The organism is Lachnoanaerobaculum orale, assembly GCF_003862485.1.
GTDB classification, from domain to species: domain Bacteria; phylum Bacillota; class Clostridia; order Lachnospirales; family Lachnospiraceae; genus Lachnoanaerobaculum; species Lachnoanaerobaculum orale.
In genome coordinates, this window is record NZ_RRCM01000001.1 from 1,987,382 (window position 1) to 2,007,473 (window position 20,092).

The 20,092-nt window shown below is 39.5% G+C and carries 16 protein-coding genes and 1 other annotated feature; of the genes, 2 read left to right on the forward strand and 14 right to left on the reverse strand.

Features of this window, described 5'->3' with window-relative positions:
* Window positions 1-75: 75 nt before the first annotated feature.
* Window positions 76-3,039: a transglycosylase domain-containing protein gene (locus EHW90_RS09555; protein ID WP_124952518.1), complete on the forward strand. Its 2,964-nt coding sequence runs from the start codon at window positions 76-78 to the stop codon at window positions 3,037-3,039.
* A 56-nt stretch (window positions 3,040-3,095) separates the two neighbouring features.
* Here EHW90_RS09555 and EHW90_RS09560 read toward each other — a convergent pair whose 3' ends face one another.
* The 14 genes from EHW90_RS09560 to rfbF form a co-directional block, all read right to left on the reverse strand.
* Window positions 3,096-3,884: an ABC transporter ATP-binding protein gene (locus EHW90_RS09560; protein ID WP_124952519.1), complete on the reverse strand. Its 789-nt coding sequence runs from the start codon at window positions 3,882-3,884 to the stop codon at window positions 3,096-3,098.
* Window positions 3,871-4,770 carry an ABC transporter permease gene (locus EHW90_RS09565; protein WP_124952520.1) on the reverse strand — a complete coding sequence of 300 codons (900 nt, stop codon included), beginning with the start codon at window positions 4,768-4,770 and terminating at the stop codon, window positions 3,871-3,873. Before EHW90_RS09565 ends, EHW90_RS09560 begins: the two co-directional genes overlap by 14 nt.
* Before the next feature lie 8 nt (window positions 4,771-4,778).
* Window positions 4,779-5,849 (reverse strand): ABC transporter substrate-binding protein, encoded by a 1,071-nt coding sequence (locus EHW90_RS09570; RefSeq protein ID WP_124952521.1) that lies wholly within the window; start codon window positions 5,847-5,849, stop codon window positions 4,779-4,781.
* A 75-nt stretch (window positions 5,850-5,924) separates the two neighbouring features.
* Window positions 5,925-6,151, reverse strand: a binding site (T-box leader).
* Window positions 6,152-6,199: 48 nt separating this feature from the next.
* Entirely contained in the window at window positions 6,200-7,549 is a 1,350-nt protein-coding gene (locus EHW90_RS09575) for an MATE family efflux transporter (protein ID WP_124952522.1), read from the reverse strand.
* A gap of 3 nt (window positions 7,550-7,552) precedes the next feature.
* Window positions 7,553-8,833 carry an O-antigen polymerase gene (locus tag EHW90_RS09580; protein ID WP_124952523.1) on the reverse strand — a complete coding sequence of 427 codons (1,281 nt, stop codon included), beginning with the start codon at window positions 8,831-8,833 and terminating at the stop codon, window positions 7,553-7,555.
* Window positions 8,827-10,551, reverse strand: coding sequence for a phosphoenolpyruvate--protein phosphotransferase (gene ptsP, locus EHW90_RS09585; protein WP_124952524.1), 1,725 nt, complete (start codon window positions 10,549-10,551; stop codon window positions 8,827-8,829). Before ptsP ends, EHW90_RS09580 begins: the two co-directional genes overlap by 7 nt.
* Before the next feature lie 13 nt (window positions 10,552-10,564).
* Window positions 10,565-10,834, reverse strand: a complete 270-nt coding sequence (locus tag EHW90_RS09590) for an HPr family phosphocarrier protein (RefSeq protein WP_009446915.1) — start codon at window positions 10,832-10,834, stop codon at window positions 10,565-10,567.
* A 12-nt stretch (window positions 10,835-10,846) separates the two neighbouring features.
* Window positions 10,847-12,154, reverse strand: a complete 1,308-nt coding sequence (locus EHW90_RS09595) for a CdaR family protein (protein WP_124952525.1) — start codon at window positions 12,152-12,154, stop codon at window positions 10,847-10,849.
* On the reverse strand, window positions 12,138-13,010 hold the full coding sequence (gene cdaA / locus EHW90_RS09600) for a diadenylate cyclase CdaA (protein WP_124952526.1): 873 nt from the start codon (window positions 13,008-13,010) through the stop codon (window positions 12,138-12,140). Before cdaA ends, EHW90_RS09595 begins: the two co-directional genes overlap by 17 nt.
* Window positions 13,007-13,963 (reverse strand): hypothetical protein, encoded by a 957-nt coding sequence (locus EHW90_RS09605; RefSeq protein WP_009446918.1) that lies wholly within the window; start codon window positions 13,961-13,963, stop codon window positions 13,007-13,009. Before EHW90_RS09605 ends, cdaA begins: the two co-directional genes overlap by 4 nt.
* Before the next feature lies 1 nt (window position 13,964).
* Entirely contained in the window at window positions 13,965-14,372 is a 408-nt protein-coding gene (locus EHW90_RS09610; protein WP_040458284.1) for a hypothetical protein, read from the reverse strand.
* 112 nt (window positions 14,373-14,484) lie between these two features.
* Window positions 14,485-15,825, reverse strand: a complete 1,341-nt coding sequence (gene rfbH, locus EHW90_RS09615; RefSeq protein WP_124952527.1) for a lipopolysaccharide biosynthesis protein RfbH — start codon at window positions 15,823-15,825, stop codon at window positions 14,485-14,487.
* A gap of 13 nt (window positions 15,826-15,838) precedes the next feature.
* Complete coding sequence (rfbG, locus tag EHW90_RS09620) at window positions 15,839-16,897, reverse strand: CDP-glucose 4,6-dehydratase (RefSeq protein WP_124952528.1); 1,059 nt, start codon at window positions 16,895-16,897, stop codon at window positions 15,839-15,841.
* Complete coding sequence (rfbF, locus tag EHW90_RS09625; protein ID WP_124952529.1) at window positions 16,897-17,676, reverse strand: glucose-1-phosphate cytidylyltransferase; 780 nt, start codon at window positions 17,674-17,676, stop codon at window positions 16,897-16,899. Before rfbF ends, rfbG begins: the two co-directional genes overlap by 1 nt.
* Before the next feature lie 593 nt (window positions 17,677-18,269).
* Here rfbF and EHW90_RS09630 point away from each other — a divergent pair.
* Window positions 18,270-19,985, forward strand: a complete 1,716-nt coding sequence (locus EHW90_RS09630) for an IS1634 family transposase (RefSeq protein WP_124952530.1) — start codon at window positions 18,270-18,272, stop codon at window positions 19,983-19,985.
* Window positions 19,986-20,092: the final 107 nt, after the last annotated feature.

A 20,092-nucleotide genomic window follows, 5' to 3' on the forward strand; every position in this document is an offset into this window, starting at 1 on the left:
CCTATATTGAACTAATGTTGTATAATCTAGGGTGAGTGCTCTTAATTTAAAATTTGTTTTGAAAAGGAAAAAATAATGAATAAAGAGAATGAAAATAAAGCTCCTGAAAAAAGCTTGAAATCCTCCGGTTCAAAGAAAAGAAAATATATAAATAAAGCCATATTTAAGGCGGTTAAAACATTCTTTCTTTCACTGCTGGTTATAGGCGTTTTGGGAGGCGCAATGGGTATAGGTATGATAAAGGGTATCATAGACAATGCTCCCGAGGTGGACGTAGACAGCATTGTTCCGCTCGGATATGCCACTACCGTATACAATTCGGCAGGTCAGGTAACAGATACACTGGTAATGGCCGGCTCAAACCGTGAAGAAGCCACCTATGATGAACTTCCTAAGGTGCTTATAGATGCGTTTGTTTCCATAGAGGACTCAAGATTTTGGAAGCACAGAGGTATAGACACCAGAGCGATACTTAGAGCGGTCAGCGGTGTTATAACAGGTAACAGCTCTTCAGGCGGCGGTTCCACCATCACACAGCAGCTTATAAAGAACAATGTTTTTAACGGCGGTAGAGAAAGAAGCTTCGGTGAGAAGGTTGAGAGGAAGTTCCAGGAGATGTATCTGGCTGTAAAGCTTGAAAAGCAGATGGATAAAAAGCTTATCCTTACAAACTATCTCAATACCATCAACCTCGGCAGCAACTCCCTCGGTGTAAAGGTTGCCGCAAGAAGATACTTCGGCAAAGACGTATCGGATCTTACATTGTCGGAAGCAACTGTAATAGCGGGAATTACAAAGGGACCTACCAAGTACAATCCTATCACAGGTCAGGCTGCCAATGCCGAAAGACGAAAGATTATCTTACAGTATATGTATGAGCAGGGCTATATCACAAAGGAACAGCAGGAAGAGGCTCTTGCAGATGATGTATACTCAAGAATTCAAAATGTAAATACGATGGCAAAGGAAAAGAACAGCCCTTACAGCTATTTTACAGATGCGCTTATCTCACAGGTTACACAGGCTCTTATCAATGAGATGGGATATACCGAGACACAGGCACATAATCTTTTGTACAGCGGCGGTCTGTCCATATACACCACGCAAGACCCTAACTTGCAGCAGATAGTGGACAGTGAAGTAAACAACCCTGAAAACTATCCGGACACAAAGTACTCACTTGAATACAGACTTACTGTCACAGACAGTGAGAAAAACACACATAATTATTCTGAAAAGGATATTAACAAGTACCACTCGGAAACATTACATGACGGCTTCAATGGATTATATCCGACCGAGGATGCCGCCAAGGCGGATGCCGAAAAATATAAGTCATCTATATTGAAAGACGGAGATACTATAGTAGGCGAAAGCGTAAAGACGGTGTTGGAGCCGCAGGTTTCTTTTGTACTTATGGATCAAAAGACCGGTTCTGTAAAGGCGATAAGCGGCGGTAGAGGTGAAAAGACTTCTTCACTCTCACTTAACAGAGCCACAGACACAACCAGACAGCCGGGTTCAACATTCAAGGTACTGTCTTCCTTTGCACCTGCGCTTGATACAAGCGGCAACACTCTGGCAACCACTTACTACGATGCGGAGTACACATTGGGAGATAAAACCTTCAAAAACTGGTATGATAAGCAAGGGTATCTGGGCTGGTCAAGTATTCGTGACGGTATAGTATATTCTATGAATATAGTTGCCCTAAAGACACTTATGGAGACGGTTACTCCGAGAGTCGGTGTACAATACGTTACAGACTTCGGTATAAGCACACTTACCGATCAGGATTATAATGCTTCACTTGCACTTGGAGGTCTTACAAAGGGTGTCAGCAATCTTGAGCTTACAGGCGCCTTTGCCACTATTGCAAATCAAGGTGTGTATACAAAACCTATGTTCTTTACAAAGATTGTAGACCACAACGGTAAGACAATCCTTGACAACACCACTCCTGCAACACATAGAGTTATAAAGGATTCCACCGCATTTTTGCTTACAGATGCAATGGCGGCATCCACTCAAAACAACAGGAAGTTTGCAAGCAGCGGAATCAATGTAAACTCCACATCTACCAGAGCACATCTTGACAATATGAGCGTCGCCGGTAAATCAGGTACCACATCCAACAATGTGGATGTATGGTTTGTAGGCTTCACACCATATTACACAGCAGGTGTATGGGCAGGTTGTGACGAAAATCAGACACTTTCCGATAACGGAGGAACAAGCTTCCACAAAGATATCTGGAGAAAGATAATGACCAAGGTATCCGAGGGGCAACAAGATATAGGCTTCCCTGTACCGGACTCCGTAGAGACTGCCGTTGTATGCAGGAAATCAGGAAAGTTGCCTATCCCGGGAGTATGTGACCACGACCCCAGAGGGGATTCCACATATACCGAATACTTTGCAAAGGGTACCGTACCTACAGAAGCCTGTGACCATCACACTACAGTTACGGTTTGCAGAGACAGCGGACTTTTACCTACACCTAACTGCCCTACCACTACAAGAGTGGCTCTTATAATTCCAAGCGGACAGTCACAAACAGATGACTCACAATATGCAGTACCGAGTGCCACCTGTAATATACACGGCGGTGTCAACCCTATAATAGGTTCGGAAGCACCTACGGAAGGTGCCACTGACAATCAGGATGTCGGTGTGGCTCCGAACGCTAACCACCCTGTAGTCACGCCAAGGCAAAAAAGTAATGTTTCTGTCGGCGTAGCACCTGGTAGTGAAACTGCCGGAGCAACTCAGGCTCCAAGCCCTGTTATCACACCGAGCAAACCTGACAAAAAGAATAAGAAAAACAAGCCGTCAGAGGTAGTCACTCCTGAGACCACCGCTCCGGCACATATAAAATCAACTCCTCCTACAAAGAGTGATGATGATTCTGATGTACTGCACGGTCCGGGAGTATCCGCTCCGAAAAATGACGGACCTCATGCAAGCCCCGGACCTTCAATCTCAACCGAAGGACCCGGAGGTCAGGCATCGCCTATACTTGTAGGACCGGGAGAATAAAATAAAGGACCGATGTTTCATACAGTAGTGTATGAGACATCAGTCCTTTTTATATATTAACCAAGTATCATCTTATCGCTCAGCACCGCATCGGTTCCCGAATACAACTTCATCACATCCGCGATTGTCATATTCTTTCTCATATCTCCCTCCAATACGGTCAGTATTTTACCGCTGTTCATAACTATAGTCTTATTACCGAAATCCAGCGCATCCCTGATATTATGTGTAATCATCAGCGTTGTAATATGATTTTCTGTAACAATCCTGTTTGTTATCTCCATTATCTTCTTACTGGTCTTCGGATCAAGTGCCGCAGTATGCTCATCAAGTAAAAGCAACTCCGGAGTTTCCATAGTCGCCATCAAAAGTGTCAGCGCCTGTCTTTGTCCTCCGCTTAATCCTCCAACTTCATTCTTTAACCTGTGTTCAAGCCCTATACCAAGCTTTGCACAGACAGATTTGAAATATTCTCTGTCACTTTTTCTTACACCGAATCCGAACCTTATCTTCTTTCCGCGGCTGTAGGCAAGTCCCATATTCTCCTCAATAGTCATATGTGGGGCTGTGCCCTTTAGCGGATCCTGATATAATCTTCCTATAAACCTTGCCCTTTTATGCTCTTTCATATAGGTAATATCTTGTCCGTTATTATATATCCTGCCGCTCTCCACCTCTATATTTCCTGCAACTGCATTCAACATAGTGGACTTTCCGGCTCCGTTGCTGCCGATAACCGTAGCAAAATCGCCGTCATTTAATGTAAGACTCAGATCACACAGTGCTTTCTTTTCATTTACAGTATCCTTATTGAATATAACATTGATATTTTTAATTTCCAGCATGTATCTTCCTCCATCTAAGCAATGTCGGCTTTATCAAAGGTATACTGATTGCAAGCACTACTATCACAGCCGAGAAAAGCTTCAGATATATCGCAGGCAATCCGAGGCTAAATGCAATTGCAAGCATTATACGATATATTATAGCACCTATTACCACCGCAATAAGGTGTCTTAACATACCTCTCTTACCTATAACAGTTTCACCTATTATAATACTTGCAAGTCCCAGTACCAGCATTCCTGTTCCCACACCATGTGTAGCCGTCATATTGTACTGTGCATATATTGCACCTGAAAGCCCTACAAGCATATTGCAAAGTGCAAATCCCAAGACTTTCATAGCATCGGTATTTATACTTGAACTTCTGACCATCGCCTCATTATCACCTGTAGCACGAAGTGACAGACCTATCTGTGTCATCAAGAACAATTTAAGTACTGTCACCAATACCGCCACTATTATCAAAAGCAATACCAGTTTTCCTATATCCACACCTGCAAGAAAGAACTTGCCCTCAAAAGGAGTAAATATCGTCTTCTCGCCATAGAAGAAAACACTCGGCTTATCACCCATTACAAACAGATTTATGGAATACAATCCTGTCATGGTCAATATTCCGGCAAGTATAGCATGTATTTTCAATTTTGTATTAAGTATACCTGTAACAATGCCTGCAAGCATTCCTCCAAGTACTCCCATTATAATTCCCATAAGCGGATTCTTAGCCACCGCCCATACCGCACTGTATGCAAGCCCTGTAACAAAACTTCCGTCTACAGTAAGATCCGGCAAATCCAAAATCCTAAAAGTTATGAACAGTCCCAATGATAATATTGCAAATATCAGTCCTAATTCAATACTGCCCAGTAATGTTGATAATGTCATTTTTTCTCCTACTTATTTGATTTGATTTCAACAAACTTCTTATCATTCTTGATGCTGTCAGGTATCTCTATACCGAGTGCCTTTGCAGTATCTGTATTTACATATATGAAAAGATCATCTTTGAACACCTTTACAGGGATTTCATTTACAGGCTTACCCTTAAGTACTTCATCCACCATCTTAGCGGTTTCTTTTCCAAGGTCCGTATAATCAATACCTACTGTGGCAAGACCTCCATCCATTACCATTGAATCTGCACCTACATATACAGGCTTTTTAGCCTTGATTGCCTCTGATGTAAGTATAGGCATTGCCTCCGCTACCGTATTGTCATTTGAAACAAAGATCATATCCACTTTCTCAAAAAGTGATGCTGCCGCTGTCTGAAGGTCTGCACTTGTTGAGATACTTACTGTTTGAAGTTCAAGATTTTTCTCCTTTGTATACTTCTCAAGTAATCCTAAGTTGGTTACAGAGTTATCCTCTCCCGGATTGTAGATAAATCCTACCTTCTTTACATCAGGAGTAATCTGCAGTGCAAGGTCCATTATCTTATCTATCTGTACGGCATCACTTGTACCTGTCATTCCCTTGTCAGGTGCATTCATATCTGTAAGCACACCTGCACCTACAGGGTCTGTTACCGCTGAGAATACTACAGGTGTTGTTTTTGTAAGGCTCATAGCTCCCTGTGCTACAGGTGTTGCAATAGTAACCACTACATCCTGCTTATCTCCTTCAAATCCCTGCACAATGCTTGTGATATTTGCCATATCTCCCTGTGCATTTTGGAAGGTAATCTTTGCGTTCTCACCGTCCACATAACCAAGTTCCTTTAATTCATCTTTGAATGAATTGTATATTATATCCAGTGACTTATGCTCTACAAGCTGTATTACACCTATTTTTTTCATATCTTTGTTTGTATCTGCTGCAGCCTCTGTTTTAGATGATTCCGTAGCCGAACTCTCTGATACGGTGCTGCCATCACTCCTCTGTGTTACTGCAGACTTCGGTGTACAACCTGCCATAAGTACTGCACCAATTGCAATAATTCCAAGTTTCTTTATTAAATTCATTTCTCCTCCTTAGGCATCCGATATTGGAGTAAATTTACCGACAGTGACTTATGCACTAAAAAAGGCCTTGTCATCCCAAAGGACAAGCAAAGCCTGCGATACCACCTTCATTAGTAAAAATACTCTCTCTACAAAAATGCCGACACATTTTCTGCCCGGTAACGGGAGCACCCGTCTTAGCTACTTGTTTCCTTTCACCTCGCCCTCATGGGTCCATATTAAAATCGTCATCACTATCGGTTCTCAGCACCTCCGACTCTCTGTAAGTAACTAATTTCTTTTCTCCCAATCAACGGTTTTATTCTTTTATACTTTAAAATTTAAAAATTGTCAATATTATACAATAAAATTTATGCATTTATCTTTTTAAAGAACCTTAAAATCAAAGGCATTACAACAACAAACGAAATTACATCCGCCACGGGCTGAGCAAGCTGTATTCCATATATTCCAAAGAACCTCGGAAGTATGGCAACCATCGGTATAAAGGTAATTCCGCTTCTTAAAAAAGAGGCTATTGACGAAGCTAGGTTTTCACCTGCCCCCTGAAACATCATACTTGCGGCCAATGTAATAGGTGATATAAATAAAACTATACATTGTGCTCTAAGTGCAAAAGTTCCAACCCCTATAACATCGGCATCGTCTCTGAACAGCCCTATTATATGACCTGAAAAAATAAGTGAAAGCACACTTAAAACTCCGAGAATTATCATACTGAGTCCACAGCAAAATACAAACGCACTCTTTACACGCTTAAACTTCTTCGCACCGTAGTTGAAAGCCGACACCGGCTGGAAACCCTGTGATATACCGAGCGCGATGGCAAATATAAAATTGCAAACCCTGCTTACAATACTCATGGCTGCAATGGCGGCATCACCGTACGGCATCGACATATAGTTAAGCACCATTGTGGATACACTCATCATTCCCTGTCTGATAAGACTCGGCAAGCCTGTATACAATATATTAAGAATATCCTTTATATCCCATGAAACAGCTGAAAATCTAAGCCTTGATACCGTCCTGTCTCCTCCGAACATTGAAAGCAAAACAAAGAAACTTATAACCTGTGAAACCGCAGTAGATATACCCGCTCCCAAAGTGCCCATATTGAGTCCGAATATAAATATCGGATCACCTATAATATTCAACACACCGCCGAGAGTAAGCCCAACCATTGCAAGAGCGGCCTTCCCTTCATATCTGAGAACATTATTTAACACACAGCTTCCCGTCATAAAAGGAGCTGACAAAAGTATACATATACCGTAGGATTTTGCATAAGGCATTATAGTGTCCGTACTGCCCATTATCCTAAGCAGAGGCTCCATAAATATTATACCGATAATCATTATAAGCACACCCAGAAACAGCGACATAAAAAATCCTGTAGAGGCGAACTTTATAGCTTCATCTCCCTGCTTATTTCCAAGCTTTCTTGATATATTTGAACCGCATCCGTGGCCACACATAAATCCAAGAGCCTGATTTATAGTCATAAGAGAAAAAACTATACCGATTGCGGCTGAAGCACTGGTTCCCAGCTTTCCTACAAAGAATGTATCCGCCATATTATAGATATTGGTAACAAGCATACTTATTATAGTAGGCACACTGAGTCTCAAGATGAGCTTCTCCACGGAAGTCTCAGTCATTTCCTTATATTGTCTGTCCAAAACGCTCATATTGTCCATAACTTACCTACCCTTTTGTTCACAAACAAAAAATATAACCGCCGTTACAATGAAGTAAAACCATGTGGCGGGATTTGAAAACCATGTGGTAAAAAACGACAGCGCCAGATATACAAACCACTGTGCATATATAATATAAAAAACGGCATGCCTTGTACTTCTTATCCACTTTTCAAAGAAAAAACTTACCGCTCCGAGTATGGCTGAAAATACTCCCACGCCGATTATACCGAAATCATAAAAAGCGTCATAAAACAATGTCACCGTAGTAAGCTCGGTCTTATTTACAAAGATTGGAAAGTCCACAAGCTTAGGATATATAAACTTAAGCCCCGAAAGCGCCCAAAGCGGGAAAAGCCCCTTAAGTCCGAAGCTGTGCTTAGGCAACTCCTTAATCAAGGTATCAAGATTGTCATAATTGTTCGCAATATATATATAAGGCTGAGTAATAAAAATAGGCAGATTGTATTTCATCTCAAAGATGCCGTTCAGATACTCCACATTGTGGCTTCTTGCAACTGTCAAAAGCAGATATACAGGTACTATAATCAGTACCACCGCTATAAAATAAAGAGGTTTTATCTTATCTCTTTTTAGAATAAGCAATGTTACAAAGGCCATCAGTACAGCAAACATAAACTGAAATCTTGACACACAGAGTATAGGTATAAACATAGCCACAATATTTGCAAATACAAGAAATACCCATTTTACAGCAGTTAACTCCTTCTCCTCACTTAGATATATTATACTGAGTGAAGGCACAAGAATACAGCTTACCGTAAAATAATGTACTCCCGAGATATGAAAGTATGAATATGCATGAGGTACACCCCTTAAGAAAAAAGGTATAAATCCAAGCTTTATAGCCTCTACATTAAATGCAACTACTGAAATCATTGCAAGCATCACTATACATATATACAGTCTGTTTTCATTGTTTTTTTCTATGACTCTTGCCTCCTTATTTTTATAAGGATTTCCAAGATATCTCTCCAGCCATTCAAACATCATATAAAAGCACCCGAAAGCCATACAAAGACAAATCCATGTAGTATTGCTCCATGGTTTTGCCAAATGTGACAGCTTTATTGCCGAAAGTCCCTCTCCGCCTACAAATGCCAATGAAAATATTCCGCGAAGGTTGACTAATGACTTTGAATGTCTGCATTCCTTAATATAAAGATACAGCGCCACTATAATCTGAACAATCCCGGACAGGGCATATAGCCCCGTCCGGGAAAGTAAATAAGCAAACAGACTGCCGACAAGATATATTAACATCCAAGCTCCTCTGATATTTTTTTTAAATAATCTTTTATTTCACTCTCACATCCCATCTCAAGCACCTTATCAACCTTGGCCCTTAAGTCCTTACTGTCACAAAGTGAAACTATCTGTCTTGACTTTAATATACTTGAAGCCGACATGGAGAATTCATCAAGCCCCCAAGCCAAAAGTACAGGTACAAGTAAAGGATCGGCTGCGGCTTCTCCGCACATACCTACCATAATTCCCGCCTTTTTGCCCTCTGTGATGACTCTGTTGATACTTCTGAGTACTGCAGGTGAGAATGCCGAATAAAGATTGGCAACCTTTACATTACCTCTGTCCACAGACATTGTGTACTGAATCAAATCATTTGTACCGATACTGAAGAAATCCACCTCTTTTGCAAAGAGATCCGCAAGCAGTGAAGCCGCAGCGGTCTCCACCATTATACCAACTTCAATATCCTTATTGTATGCAATATTCTTCTCATCAAGTTCAGCCTTTATATTCTTTATAAGAGATTTAGCCTCTCTTATTTCATCCATTGATGTGATAAGCGGCAACATTATCTTTATATTTCCGAAAGCACTTGCACGAAGTAATGCACGAAGCTGAGGTATATAGATATCATCCTTTCTGTCAAGGCAAAGTCTTATAGCACGATATCCGAGGAAAGGATTCTCATCCTGTGCAATACCCATATAAGGTATTTCCTTGTCTCCTCCTATATCAAGAGTTCTGATGATTACAGGCTTTCCTTCCATAGCTGTAGCTACCTGCTTGTAGCTTTCAAACTGCTCCTCTTCAGTAGGCATACAGTCTCTGTCCATAAATAAAAACTCTGTTCTGAAAAGTCCTATGCCCTCTCCGCCGTTTTCTATTACCTTCTTAACATCATCAGGGCTGCCGATATTTCCTACTATCTCCACCTGTTTGCCGTCTTTGGATACACTCGGAAGTGTCAAATATTTCTTCAGAAGTTTCTTGGCTTCATCATATTTTTTCTTCTTATCTGTATACTCACTCTTCTCGGATTCGGTAGGAAGTACAATAACCTCACCGCTCTCACCGTCAAGTACAATCTCACTGCCGTCTTCAATATCCTCCGGCAAATCAGACAATCCTACTACGGCAGGTATCTCAAGCGCCCTTGCAAGTATTGCGGAATGTGATGTCTTTCCGCCAAACTCCGTCACGATACCAAGTACATTTTCAGGGTTAAGTCCGGCAGTCATAGACGGTGTAAGATCCTTTGCTACCAGAATACTTCCGTGCGGAAGTGTTGAAAGATCGTTGCTTTCAAGTCCCATAATCTTCTTAATAAGTCTATCCTTTATATCTCTCATGTCGGCAGCTCTTTGTTGCATAAGCTCATCATCCATTGAAGCAAATACTGCCGCATACTGATTGCATACCTCTTCCACGGCATACTCGGCACAGATCTTCTCATTCTTTATAAGATTTACCATCTCATCAATAAGCATAGGGTCAGACATAAGCATGATATGTCCAACCAAAATCTCAGCTTCCTTTGCTGAAGCGTTCTTCTCAAGTGACCTTGACATCTCCTCTGTCTCAGCCTTTGTGAGTTCCAAAATTTCCGTAAAATTAGTTACCTCAAACTCAATATCCGAAATATTTCTTTTTACAACCTCAACACTCTGCTCTTTGACTACTTTTGCAATACCGATACCTATGCCCTCGGCTGCTCCTACACCATAAATCTTCATCGTAAACCTCTACTTACTTTACTTCGCCAAAACCGGAATTTATCAAATTCCTTAATGCTTCCATTGCTTCCTTCTCATCTTTTCCCTCACATGTAATAGTGATTACATCACCACATTTTACACATGTGGCAAGTACACTAAGTACACTTTTAGCGTTTGCCGTAGCATCCTTGAATATAATATTTATTTTTGAATCATATTTCAAGGCCTCTTTACACAAACTGCCTGCCGGTCGCAAATGCAAACCGCTCGGATTTATCACCTTCAACTCTTCTGAAACCATGCAAAATCCTCCCTAATTTTCAGCAGATGATGCAGTCTCTGTGCTGCTTTGTTCCGCTGCTGTTGTTGTTTCATTCTTTTCATTTTTTTCACTTGTATGATTTCCTATAATCACCTCAAAAGGAGTATATGAATCCACACTCAGCCCTGTAGCAGGCTCAAACTTAAGACTTCCCGCATTACTTCCCGAATTCATCTCACTTACATCAAGTGTAGCCTTAAGATCGGCATTTGTTACAGACTCAAGGTTTGCACTGAGTCCGGATACCACCACTGTAATCTTTTCAGGAACAATATTTGTCGCCACACCGGGCTTGGCTCCCACTATATTCAAATCGTTTACAGTCAAAGTAAGCGACTTTTTATCAAGCGCCTCCACCTTTAATGTTACATTCACTTTGGTATCTCCTACAGCTGTAACATTAGCCGGCAGAAAGTTCTTTATATCAACAGTTACGTTCACATCTCCTGTCGCACCCTCAACACTAAGTGCACTTGCCGGAACCGTTATAGAATCAAGTCCCTCAAGCACTTCAGGTTGACCTCTTACCTGTATAGACTTTGTAGCACTTTCGGCACCTGTGAACTTATAACCCTGTGCGGCAGTTCCGCCTACATCAAAATTCAGCGCAAGCGTCCTTCCGTTCAACATAACAAGGCTGTATCCTACATTGTCAAAGCTCTTGCTGACTCTGCTGTCCGATATAACGAATGCATTGCCGTTGGCATCAAAATACTTAAGCTCGGCTCTTCCGCTCTCATCACTGTCAAGACCCGTCACGTCTATCTCAACACCTATTTGACTGATCTGACCGATTACAGATACCGGACCGGTAACTACCACATTGGTCTTGTCAAGTTTTACCTCTCCTACAGAAAATCCGTCTGAAGGAGTACCTGTAATCTTCGTGGTAAGTGTGAACTCCTTCCTTTGAAGGTCCTCAATACTTACCCTGACAATACTCGGCTTTGAAGCCACCGCTCCTATTATCAGATCCTTATTATTTACTACCTCTACCGCAATCGGTACGGCACCTGTTATATCATACATGTCTCCAAGGTCTATAGATGCATTAAAGTCGGAAGCCGCTATCCTGCTTTGGTCTCTGCTTCTAACCTCATAGCTTACCGTTACCGAATTAGCTCCCATCAGTGAATATGTCTTACCGGCATCTGTGATAATATTTGCATTTACCACATTCAAAGGTACACTTATGTTCCTTGTCACTATCGGATTTGAAACATTTACCACAATAATCCATACCAAAAATGCTACAGCCAAAGAGCTAATTTTCAAAACAAGATTATTTGTCTTTATCATTACCTCTTCCTTTCAACAGCTTCGACAATAAAGAGACATTCTTAGCTTCCTTACCGTCTTCCAATAAAACGGAAAGTTCTTTTTTCAGCTCCTCACCGTCATTTACCTTTATCAAGTTACCGCCAATCGCTACGGATACCCTTCCGGTCTCCTCGGATACAACTATTGTAACGGAATCAGAAACCTCGCTGATACCTATAGCCGCTCTATGTCTTGTTCCAAGATCCTTGCTTATCCTCATATTCTCTGAAAGCGGAAGGTAGCAGGTGGCTGAAACTATAGTATTACCGCGTATCAGCACCGCACCGTCGTGTAGCGGAGTGTTGTGCTCAAATATATTTATAAGAAGCTGACTTGAGACTATACCGTTTATCAATATACCTGTCTTTTCTATATAAGCCAGATTCTCATTTCTCTCAATCACTATCAATGCACCGGTCTTCGGTTTTGACATGGTAAAGGCCGCATTTATAAGTTCATCAACCGTGCGCTCACTCATACCGTCTTCACTTGACTTACTGTCAAAGGCAAAGATATTCATTATATTCTTATTTCCGAGCTGCTCAAGAGCCTTTCTAAGCTCCGGAGCAAATATTATAATAAGTGCAGTAACCGCAATGGTCGCAATCCTTCCCATTATCCACAGTATAACATCAAAATGTAATAAATATGACGCTATTGTAAAGCCTACTATGATAAGCAAACCTTTAAGCAAAGTCCATGCCCTGGTCTTAGTAATCCACGCCATTATTTCATATACAATGTATGCAATAATAAGTATTTCAATTACATTTAAAAATTCAATATGTGGAAAATATGAGAGTCCATCACGCATCAAACTCGTGATAATGTTCATTCACTACCCCCATTATTCTTGTTCTTCTTCTTTGTACTGAATGACTGTACCTTTTTGTCCGCTGCCGTAATAGTAATCTTCGGTACAGCCTTAACAAAATAATAATAATCATCATCCTCAAACTGAGCATACTCGGTCCTTGTATAATCCACGGAAAATACAAAGAAGTTGTAAATATATGCAAAAATTACAGATACTACAAGTCCTATTATAAACTCCAAAAGAGGAAGCGATATATCAAAAATGAAATCTCCTGCAAAAATACTCACCAAAAGAGTGATGGTACCTGCAGCAATCGCAATCTGCCACGCATAATCTATATTTTGCTTATGCACCATATATACTATAAATGTAGCAAGTGCAAATGCAATCAAAAATAAAAGTAAAGTCTTATTTGAAAAAATACCGTTGATTGCCTGTGTATATCTCTGTGCGATGTCCACAGATTGAGTATTTGTAAGCAGTCCGATGTTTTGCTTTGCAAACAGGCAGGTAAAATAAATAAGCACTCCCGCCAAAATAGGTATAATACTCACCGCACTTCCCATAAGTCCCACTACAAGTGGAATAACATACGGTATCTTGATTGCAAAAAATATGGGAACAAGAATCAAAAGTACACTGTCCTTCTTGCCGAAACTATAGTATAGGAAGATTGTCAGTATAAATATGATTCCCACAATCAGCGCCAATTCAAACGATGCCGTGAACAAGTGTATCAAGAGAAACACCGCAACTATAACCACACCTGCCATATACGGCAAAAAAGCACCTATTACCGACAACACTATCGGTATATGTATTACAGCAAGCTTAGTCTGATACCCCAGATTCATATTGATAAGCATCATAGCTGTAAACAATATTATATATTTAATTCCTTTATCTATTATCGAATAATATTTCGCATAAAAACTCTTTAAGATGTTTCTGAACACATATAGCTGTAGCATTCTAACCTCCGTTATTTGGCAACTTCTCTTTATTGTCAAACTTTTTTTCAAAATAATTCAATCTGTCATTATATATCTTCAAATCTTTCTGTGCCTCGTCATATTTTTTTGAAAAAAATCTATATGTAATCATCTCAAATGTAAGCAGCCCCAATATATATATCAAAATATATATAACCGAAAGCAATCCTATAGGATTAACGCTTGACATCAGACCCTCTAAATTATAAAGTACGGCCAAAACAACTATAAGAGCAAAACAGATAGTATAAACAAAAAAAGACCTAAGCATATGTTTACCCACATAGTCTTCTCTGAAATAATTATCAATCTCAAACATCTGCTCGCCCTTTCGTTTTTTCAATAATGCTAATTCCGTCATCTGTCTTATCTTCTCTTCGTTTAGCATACCTTCTCCCACTAAAAACTAATTAAAATATTTCTATCATTATATCATATCTATGTTTGCATAGCAAATATAGTAAAAAACCGTGCACAAATGTACACGGCTTTTAAAAATACTATTCTCTTACACCTTCAATAATCGTCTTCGCCATGAAATCAAGCATCTCATTGCTCATTCCCGGATAAAGTCCGACCCAGAAAGTATCATTCATTATTCTGTCTGTATTGGTAAGTTCACCTACCACTCTGTATCCTTTTCCCTCAGCTCTCATCTGATCAAAGCAAGGATGCTTTATAAGATTTCCGGCAAAAAGCATTCTGGTCTGAATACCGTTTGACTCCAGCTTGCTTACAAGCTTGGCTCTGTCCACTCCCTCTCTACAGGTAATTAAAAATCCGAACCAACTTGGGTCTGCATTCTTTGCGGGAACAGGTAAAATAATCTTATCTTCCACACATTTTAAGGCATCATAAAGTCTTTTATAGTTTTCTCTTCTTCTTTGCGCAAAGCCCGGCAATTTCTTCAGCTGCGCAACTCCCACAGCCGCCTGAAGATCTGTAGGCTTTAAGTTGTATCCGAAATGTGAGTACACATACTTATGATCATATCCTAAAGGAAGCTCACCGTATTGACGATCAAATCTGTGTCCGCACATATTATCCTGTCCCGAATGACATACGCAGTCTCTTCCCCAATCTCTCATAGACTTTATTATCTTATTTAAAAGCGGATTTGATGTATACACTGCACCGCCCTCTCCCATCGTCATATGATGTGGAGGATAAAAACTTGATGTTCCTATATCTCCTACAGTTCCGGTAAATTTCTTCTCACCGTCTATAACATAAGTGCTTCCAAGCGCATCACAGTTGTCCTCTATAAGCCAAAGATTGTGCTTTTTACAAAACCTTAATACCGCCTCAAGGTCAAAAGGATTTCCGAGAGTATGTGCTACCATCACAGCCTTGGTCTTTGGTGAAAGTGCTTCCTCAAGCTTAGTTACATCAATATTATACTGCGGTATTGTAACATCCACAAATACAGGTATAGCACCATACTGTATGATAGGAGTTACAGTAGTAGGGAAACCGCAAGCTACAGTAATTACTTCATCGCCTCTTTTTACCTGCCTTTCACCTAAAAGCGGTGATGTCAAAGTCATAAATGCAAGCAAATTTGCGCTTGAACCCGAGTTTACAAGCGACACATACTTCACACCGAATTGCTTTGCAAAGTCACTCTCAAACTCATAAAAATATCTTCCTGCCGTAAGCCAAAACTCCAAAGAGGCATCTACAAGATTTACCATCTCCTCAGAGTCATAAACTCTGGAAGCGTAGGTTATCCTGTCGCCCTCCTTAAACTCCTTCTTTCTATTGTGAAAAGCATCGTGATACTCCTTTACCAGTTCAAGTATCTCTCTTCGAGCCTCTTCCTGTGTTTTATTTTTTAACATCTCTCCTCCACTTTTATCTGTTCAAATACTCTATTATCTGCTTTTGTGTAACGGCATCCATATCTTCACCGTTACTCCACGCCTTATACCATTCCACACTCAGATCAATCGCATCATGCACATTAAGTACAGGTTTCCATCCGTAAATCTTCTTTAACTTATCACAGTTTAACTTAAGAAATCCGGCCTCATGAGGTCCGCCGTCAGACTGAATCTTAAAGTCAAAGCCCTCTCCCCATGCTCTCTTAAAGCTCTCTACCAATGCCTTTGCATTTACGCAGTCACTGTCGTCAGGTCCTACATTATAGTAACCTTCATACCTCTCTCTGTCTTTTGCCTGTCTCATAACTATATCAAGGTATATAAATAAAGGTTCCAAAACATGCTGAAAAGGCCTGATGGAACTCGGATTTCTGATTATTACAGGCTTACCCGATATGGCCGCTCTTACACAGTCAGGTATTATTCTGTCCTTTGCAAAATCTCCGCCGCCTATTACATTACCCGCTCTTGCTGTAGAAACAGGCAAATCGGCTAAAAAGCTTTTCTTATAGCTGTGTGTAACAAGTTCCGAACATGACTTTGAATTGGAATACGGATCATATCCGTCAAGAAAGTCCGTCTCAACATATCCCTTATCCTGTTCTTTATTCTCATAAACCTTATCTGTGGTGACATTAAGGAAACTCTTTACACTCTTTGACAGCCTTACACATTCCATTATATTTACGGTACCCATAACATTGGTCTCATAAGTGTATACCGGTCTTTCATAAGAGTCCCTGACTATAGGCTGTGCCGCCATATGAATAACATACTCAGGCTCCACCTCATCAAAAACCTTCTTTAAATGTTCAAGGTCTCTTATATCTCCAATGACTGAATTCATCTCCGCTTCCAAACCTAAAATATCGAAAATATTGGTATCTGTAGGCGGATTGAGCGCATAACCTGTTAGCTTTGCTCCACACATAATCAGTATCTTTGACAGCCATGAACCCTTAAATCCTGTATGCCCGGTAAGAAGTACTCTTTTACCGTTATAAAATTTTTTCAACTCTTCAAAATTCATTATTCACTCCACCTCTTCCAAGGAGCCTTGCCGCTTGCCCAAAGGCTCTCAAGCTTCTCCTTCTCTCTTTGAGTGTCCATACACTGCCAAAAGCCGTCATGCTCAAATCCCATAAGCTCACCGTCTTTTGCAAGCTTTAACATAGGATTCTGTTCAAATACTGTAGCATCTCCCTCTGTAATATAATCAAATATATTAGGATTAAGTACCATAAATCCACCGTTTATAATGGCTGAATCATCATCACTCTTTTCCCTGAATGATGTAATAAGACCTGAATCATCCTTTTGCAGTACACCCTTTTGCTGTGCCAAGCTTACCGTAGTTATGGTCGCAGTCTTTCCATGATTCTTATGAAACTTAAGCAGCGCATCTATATCCACATCTGCTACGCCGTCACCATATGTAAGCATAAAAGGCTCATCCTTTAAATGTTCCTTAGCTCTAAGGATTCTACCGCCTGTCATAGTGTTAAGACCTGTATCAAGAACAGTAACCTTCCAATCTTCAGCATTTCTTTGATGTACCTCCATCTTATTATTCTTCATATCAAAGGTCACATCTGAATTATATACAAAATAGTTGGCAAAATATTCTTTTATCTTATTTTGTTTATATCCTGCCAATATAACGAACTCATTAATACCGAATGTTGAATAGTACTTCATAATATGCCACAAAATAGGTTGACCGCCCAGTTCAATCATCGGCTTAGGTTTTAAATGGCTTTCCTCGGAAATTCTGGTTCCGAGTCCACCCGCTAATATTACTGTTTTCATTTTATTCTCCATAATGTAGTCAATATTGTTTTAATACAGCCAAGCTCTCTTATGCAATCTTTTATCATACTCTAACATCCCCGGCCACAAAACAAATCTCTTCTAATACTAAGGCATATCTTATACTATGTCAATAATAGCAAATTTTGATAAAATCGACTCAAAAAAAGAGTTGAATAATCAACCCTGTCAAAGTTCTATATGAAATACTGAATATACAGCCAAGTAGCCGTAACTACTTGACTGCATATTATGAAGGAAAAGTGCTACCCATGCACGGGCCTCTAAAATGGTTTTTAGAAACTTATAGAAATTTAGATTAACAAGAGCGGAAAGTGCATTTTCCATAGATTACCTTAGATATCAAACCAAAAGCCACGAAAAAGATTTGATAGTTTTATTATACTATTTATACCGTTTTTGACAATAGGATATACGGGTCTTTGACAGTTTGTTTACATAAATAAGCTTCAAAAAAGTCTCACAACCCGCATATAGCCTATATTTCTTAGTTGAAAAATTTGTCAAAATTTTCGTTTTATTATATAGTATTTTATAGTATTGTGTGGTATAATAGGGGTTGGAGGTTCCCTATGAAAGTTACTACATCAAAATCAAAAAATGCTGAGTCATTCTATATTTCTAAAAGTTTCATTAATGACAAAGGTGTTAGCACCTCTGTTAATGTACGCAAACTTGGTACGCTTGCTGATTTATTAAAAAAGCACGGACCTACCAGAGATGATGTAATGGAATGGGCTCGTGCTGAGGCAAGACTTGAAACACAAAAATATAAAGAAGAAAAAACAGTAAATATTTCTTTTAACTCCAATAAAAGACTTCAACCTCAACAACAAGTCTTCTATCGTGGGGGATATCTGTTTTTGCAATACTTTTATTATAAACTTGGCTTGGATAAAGTTTGCAGAAAAATAAGGGATAAATATAGCTTCAAGTTTGATATCAACTCGATATTATCAGATTTGATTTACTCAAGAATACTTGAACCTTCCAGTAAACGCTCAAGTTATAAATGTGCACTGGACTTTTTGGAGCCGCCGTCTTACCAACTACATGACGTGTACCGTTCTTTAAATGTACTTGCTAAAGAATGTGACCTTATACAATCTGAAACTTATAAAAACAGCCACTTATTAGGAAAACGCAATGATAAGATTCTTTTTTATGATTGCACCAATTATTATTTTGAGATTGAAGATGAAGACGGAATTAAGAAATATGGCAAAAGTAAGGAACACAGACCAAACCCTATAGTACAAATGGGGATGTTTATGGATGGTGACAGCATTCCTCTTGCTTTTTCTCTATTTCCGGGTAATGCTAATGAGCAAACTTCTATTAAACCTCTTGAAGAAAAGATTTTAAACGAGTTTGACTGTCAAAAGTTTATTTACTGTAGCGATGCAGGACTCGGTTCGGAAAAAATAAGAAAATACAATCATATGGGCGAAAGAGCCTTTGTCGTTACACAATCTATAAAAAAGCTTAATGCACAAGATAGACAATGGGCTTTAGACACTAAAGGATTTAAACGTTTGTCTGATGATAAAGTAGTAGATTTATCAGAAATATCAAGGGATGATGAGGCTATATATTACAAAGATGCTCCGTATACGCCTAAAGATTTATCTCAGAGACTTATCATCACATATTCACCTAAATATGCCAAATACCAAAAAACTATTAGAGAAAAACAAGTTGACAGAGCTAAGCTAATGCTTGAAAAAGGTAGCATCAAAAAAGAAAGGCGAAATCCTAATGACCCTGCCAGGTTTATTAGTAGCCTTGCGGTGACTGATGATGGAGAAAAGGCAAATGTACATAACTTTCTTAATACAGATAAAATAGATGAAGAAACTAAGTATGACGGTATGTATGCTGTCTCAACAGACCTACTTGACGATAATGTAAGTGAAATACTAAGTATAAGTGAAAAGAGATGGCAAATCGAAGAGTGCTTTAGAATTATGAAAACCGAGTTTGAGGCAAGGCCTGTGTACTTACAAAGAGTTGACAGAATTACGGCTCACTTCTTAACTTGTTTTTTAGCATTGATTATTTACAGATATCTTGAGAAAGCTTTAGAACACAAATATACATGTGAAGAGATTCTAAAAACCTTAAAGGATTTTAATTTTGCGTATGTAAAAGAGCAAGGTTTTATACCGCTATATAAAAGAACGGAGCTTACAGATAAGCTACATGAGATTTGTCATTTTAATACAGATTTTGAATTTATAACAAAAAGTCAAATGAGAACAATTAAAAAACAAAGTAAGGGAAAATAAAATACTATTTTTTTAGTTTCAAAACGAAATGTAAATACCCTCCAAAGCCGCTAAAACAAAGGGTTTGAAGGGTATTTTATCTTTCAAAACTGTCAAAGACGGGATTA

What these genes read in the sequence shown, in the direction of transcription:
- EHW90_RS09605 (WP_009446918.1), bottom strand. Translation starts at nt 13,963, where the DNA reads ATGCTACAGCTATATGTGTTCAGAAACATCTTAAAGAGTTTTTATGCG.
- EHW90_RS09565 (WP_124952520.1), bottom strand. Translation starts at nt 4,770, where the DNA reads ATGACATTATCAACATTACTGGGCAGTATTGAATTAGGACTGATATTT.
- EHW90_RS09590 (WP_009446915.1), bottom strand. Translation starts at nt 10,834, where the DNA reads ATGGTTTCAGAAGAGTTGAAGGTGATAAATCCGAGCGGTTTGCATTTG.
- ptsP (WP_124952524.1), bottom strand. Translation starts at nt 10,551, where the DNA reads ATGAAGATTTATGGTGTAGGAGCAGCCGAGGGCATAGGTATCGGTATT.
- rfbH (WP_124952527.1), bottom strand. Translation starts at nt 15,825, where the DNA reads ATGTTAAAAAATAAAACACAGGAAGAGGCTCGAAGAGAGATACTTGAA.
- EHW90_RS09560 (WP_124952519.1), bottom strand. Translation starts at nt 3,884, where the DNA reads ATGCTGGAAATTAAAAATATCAATGTTATATTCAATAAGGATACTGTA.
- rfbF (WP_124952529.1), bottom strand. Translation starts at nt 17,676, where the DNA reads ATGAAAACAGTAATATTAGCGGGTGGACTCGGAACCAGAATTTCCGAG.
- EHW90_RS09580 (WP_124952523.1), bottom strand. Translation starts at nt 8,833, where the DNA reads ATGTTAATATATCTTGTCGGCAGTCTGTTTGCTTATTTACTTTCCCGG.
- EHW90_RS09575 (WP_124952522.1), bottom strand. Translation starts at nt 7,549, where the DNA reads ATGGACAATATGAGCGTTTTGGACAGACAATATAAGGAAATGACTGAG.
- cdaA (WP_124952526.1), bottom strand. Translation starts at nt 13,010, where the DNA reads ATGAACATTATCACGAGTTTGATGCGTGATGGACTCTCATATTTTCCA.
- EHW90_RS09610 (WP_040458284.1), bottom strand. Translation starts at nt 14,372, where the DNA reads ATGCTAAACGAAGAGAAGATAAGACAGATGACGGAATTAGCATTATTG.
- EHW90_RS09555 (WP_124952518.1), top strand. Translation starts at nt 76, where the DNA reads ATGAATAAAGAGAATGAAAATAAAGCTCCTGAAAAAAGCTTGAAATCC.
- EHW90_RS09630 (WP_124952530.1), top strand. Translation starts at nt 18,270, where the DNA reads ATGAAAGTTACTACATCAAAATCAAAAAATGCTGAGTCATTCTATATT.
- rfbG (WP_124952528.1), bottom strand. Translation starts at nt 16,897, where the DNA reads ATGAATTTTGAAGAGTTGAAAAAATTTTATAACGGTAAAAGAGTACTT.
- EHW90_RS09595 (WP_124952525.1), bottom strand. Translation starts at nt 12,154, where the DNA reads ATGATAAAGACAAATAATCTTGTTTTGAAAATTAGCTCTTTGGCTGTA.
- EHW90_RS09570 (WP_124952521.1), bottom strand. Translation starts at nt 5,849, where the DNA reads ATGAATTTAATAAAGAAACTTGGAATTATTGCAATTGGTGCAGTACTT.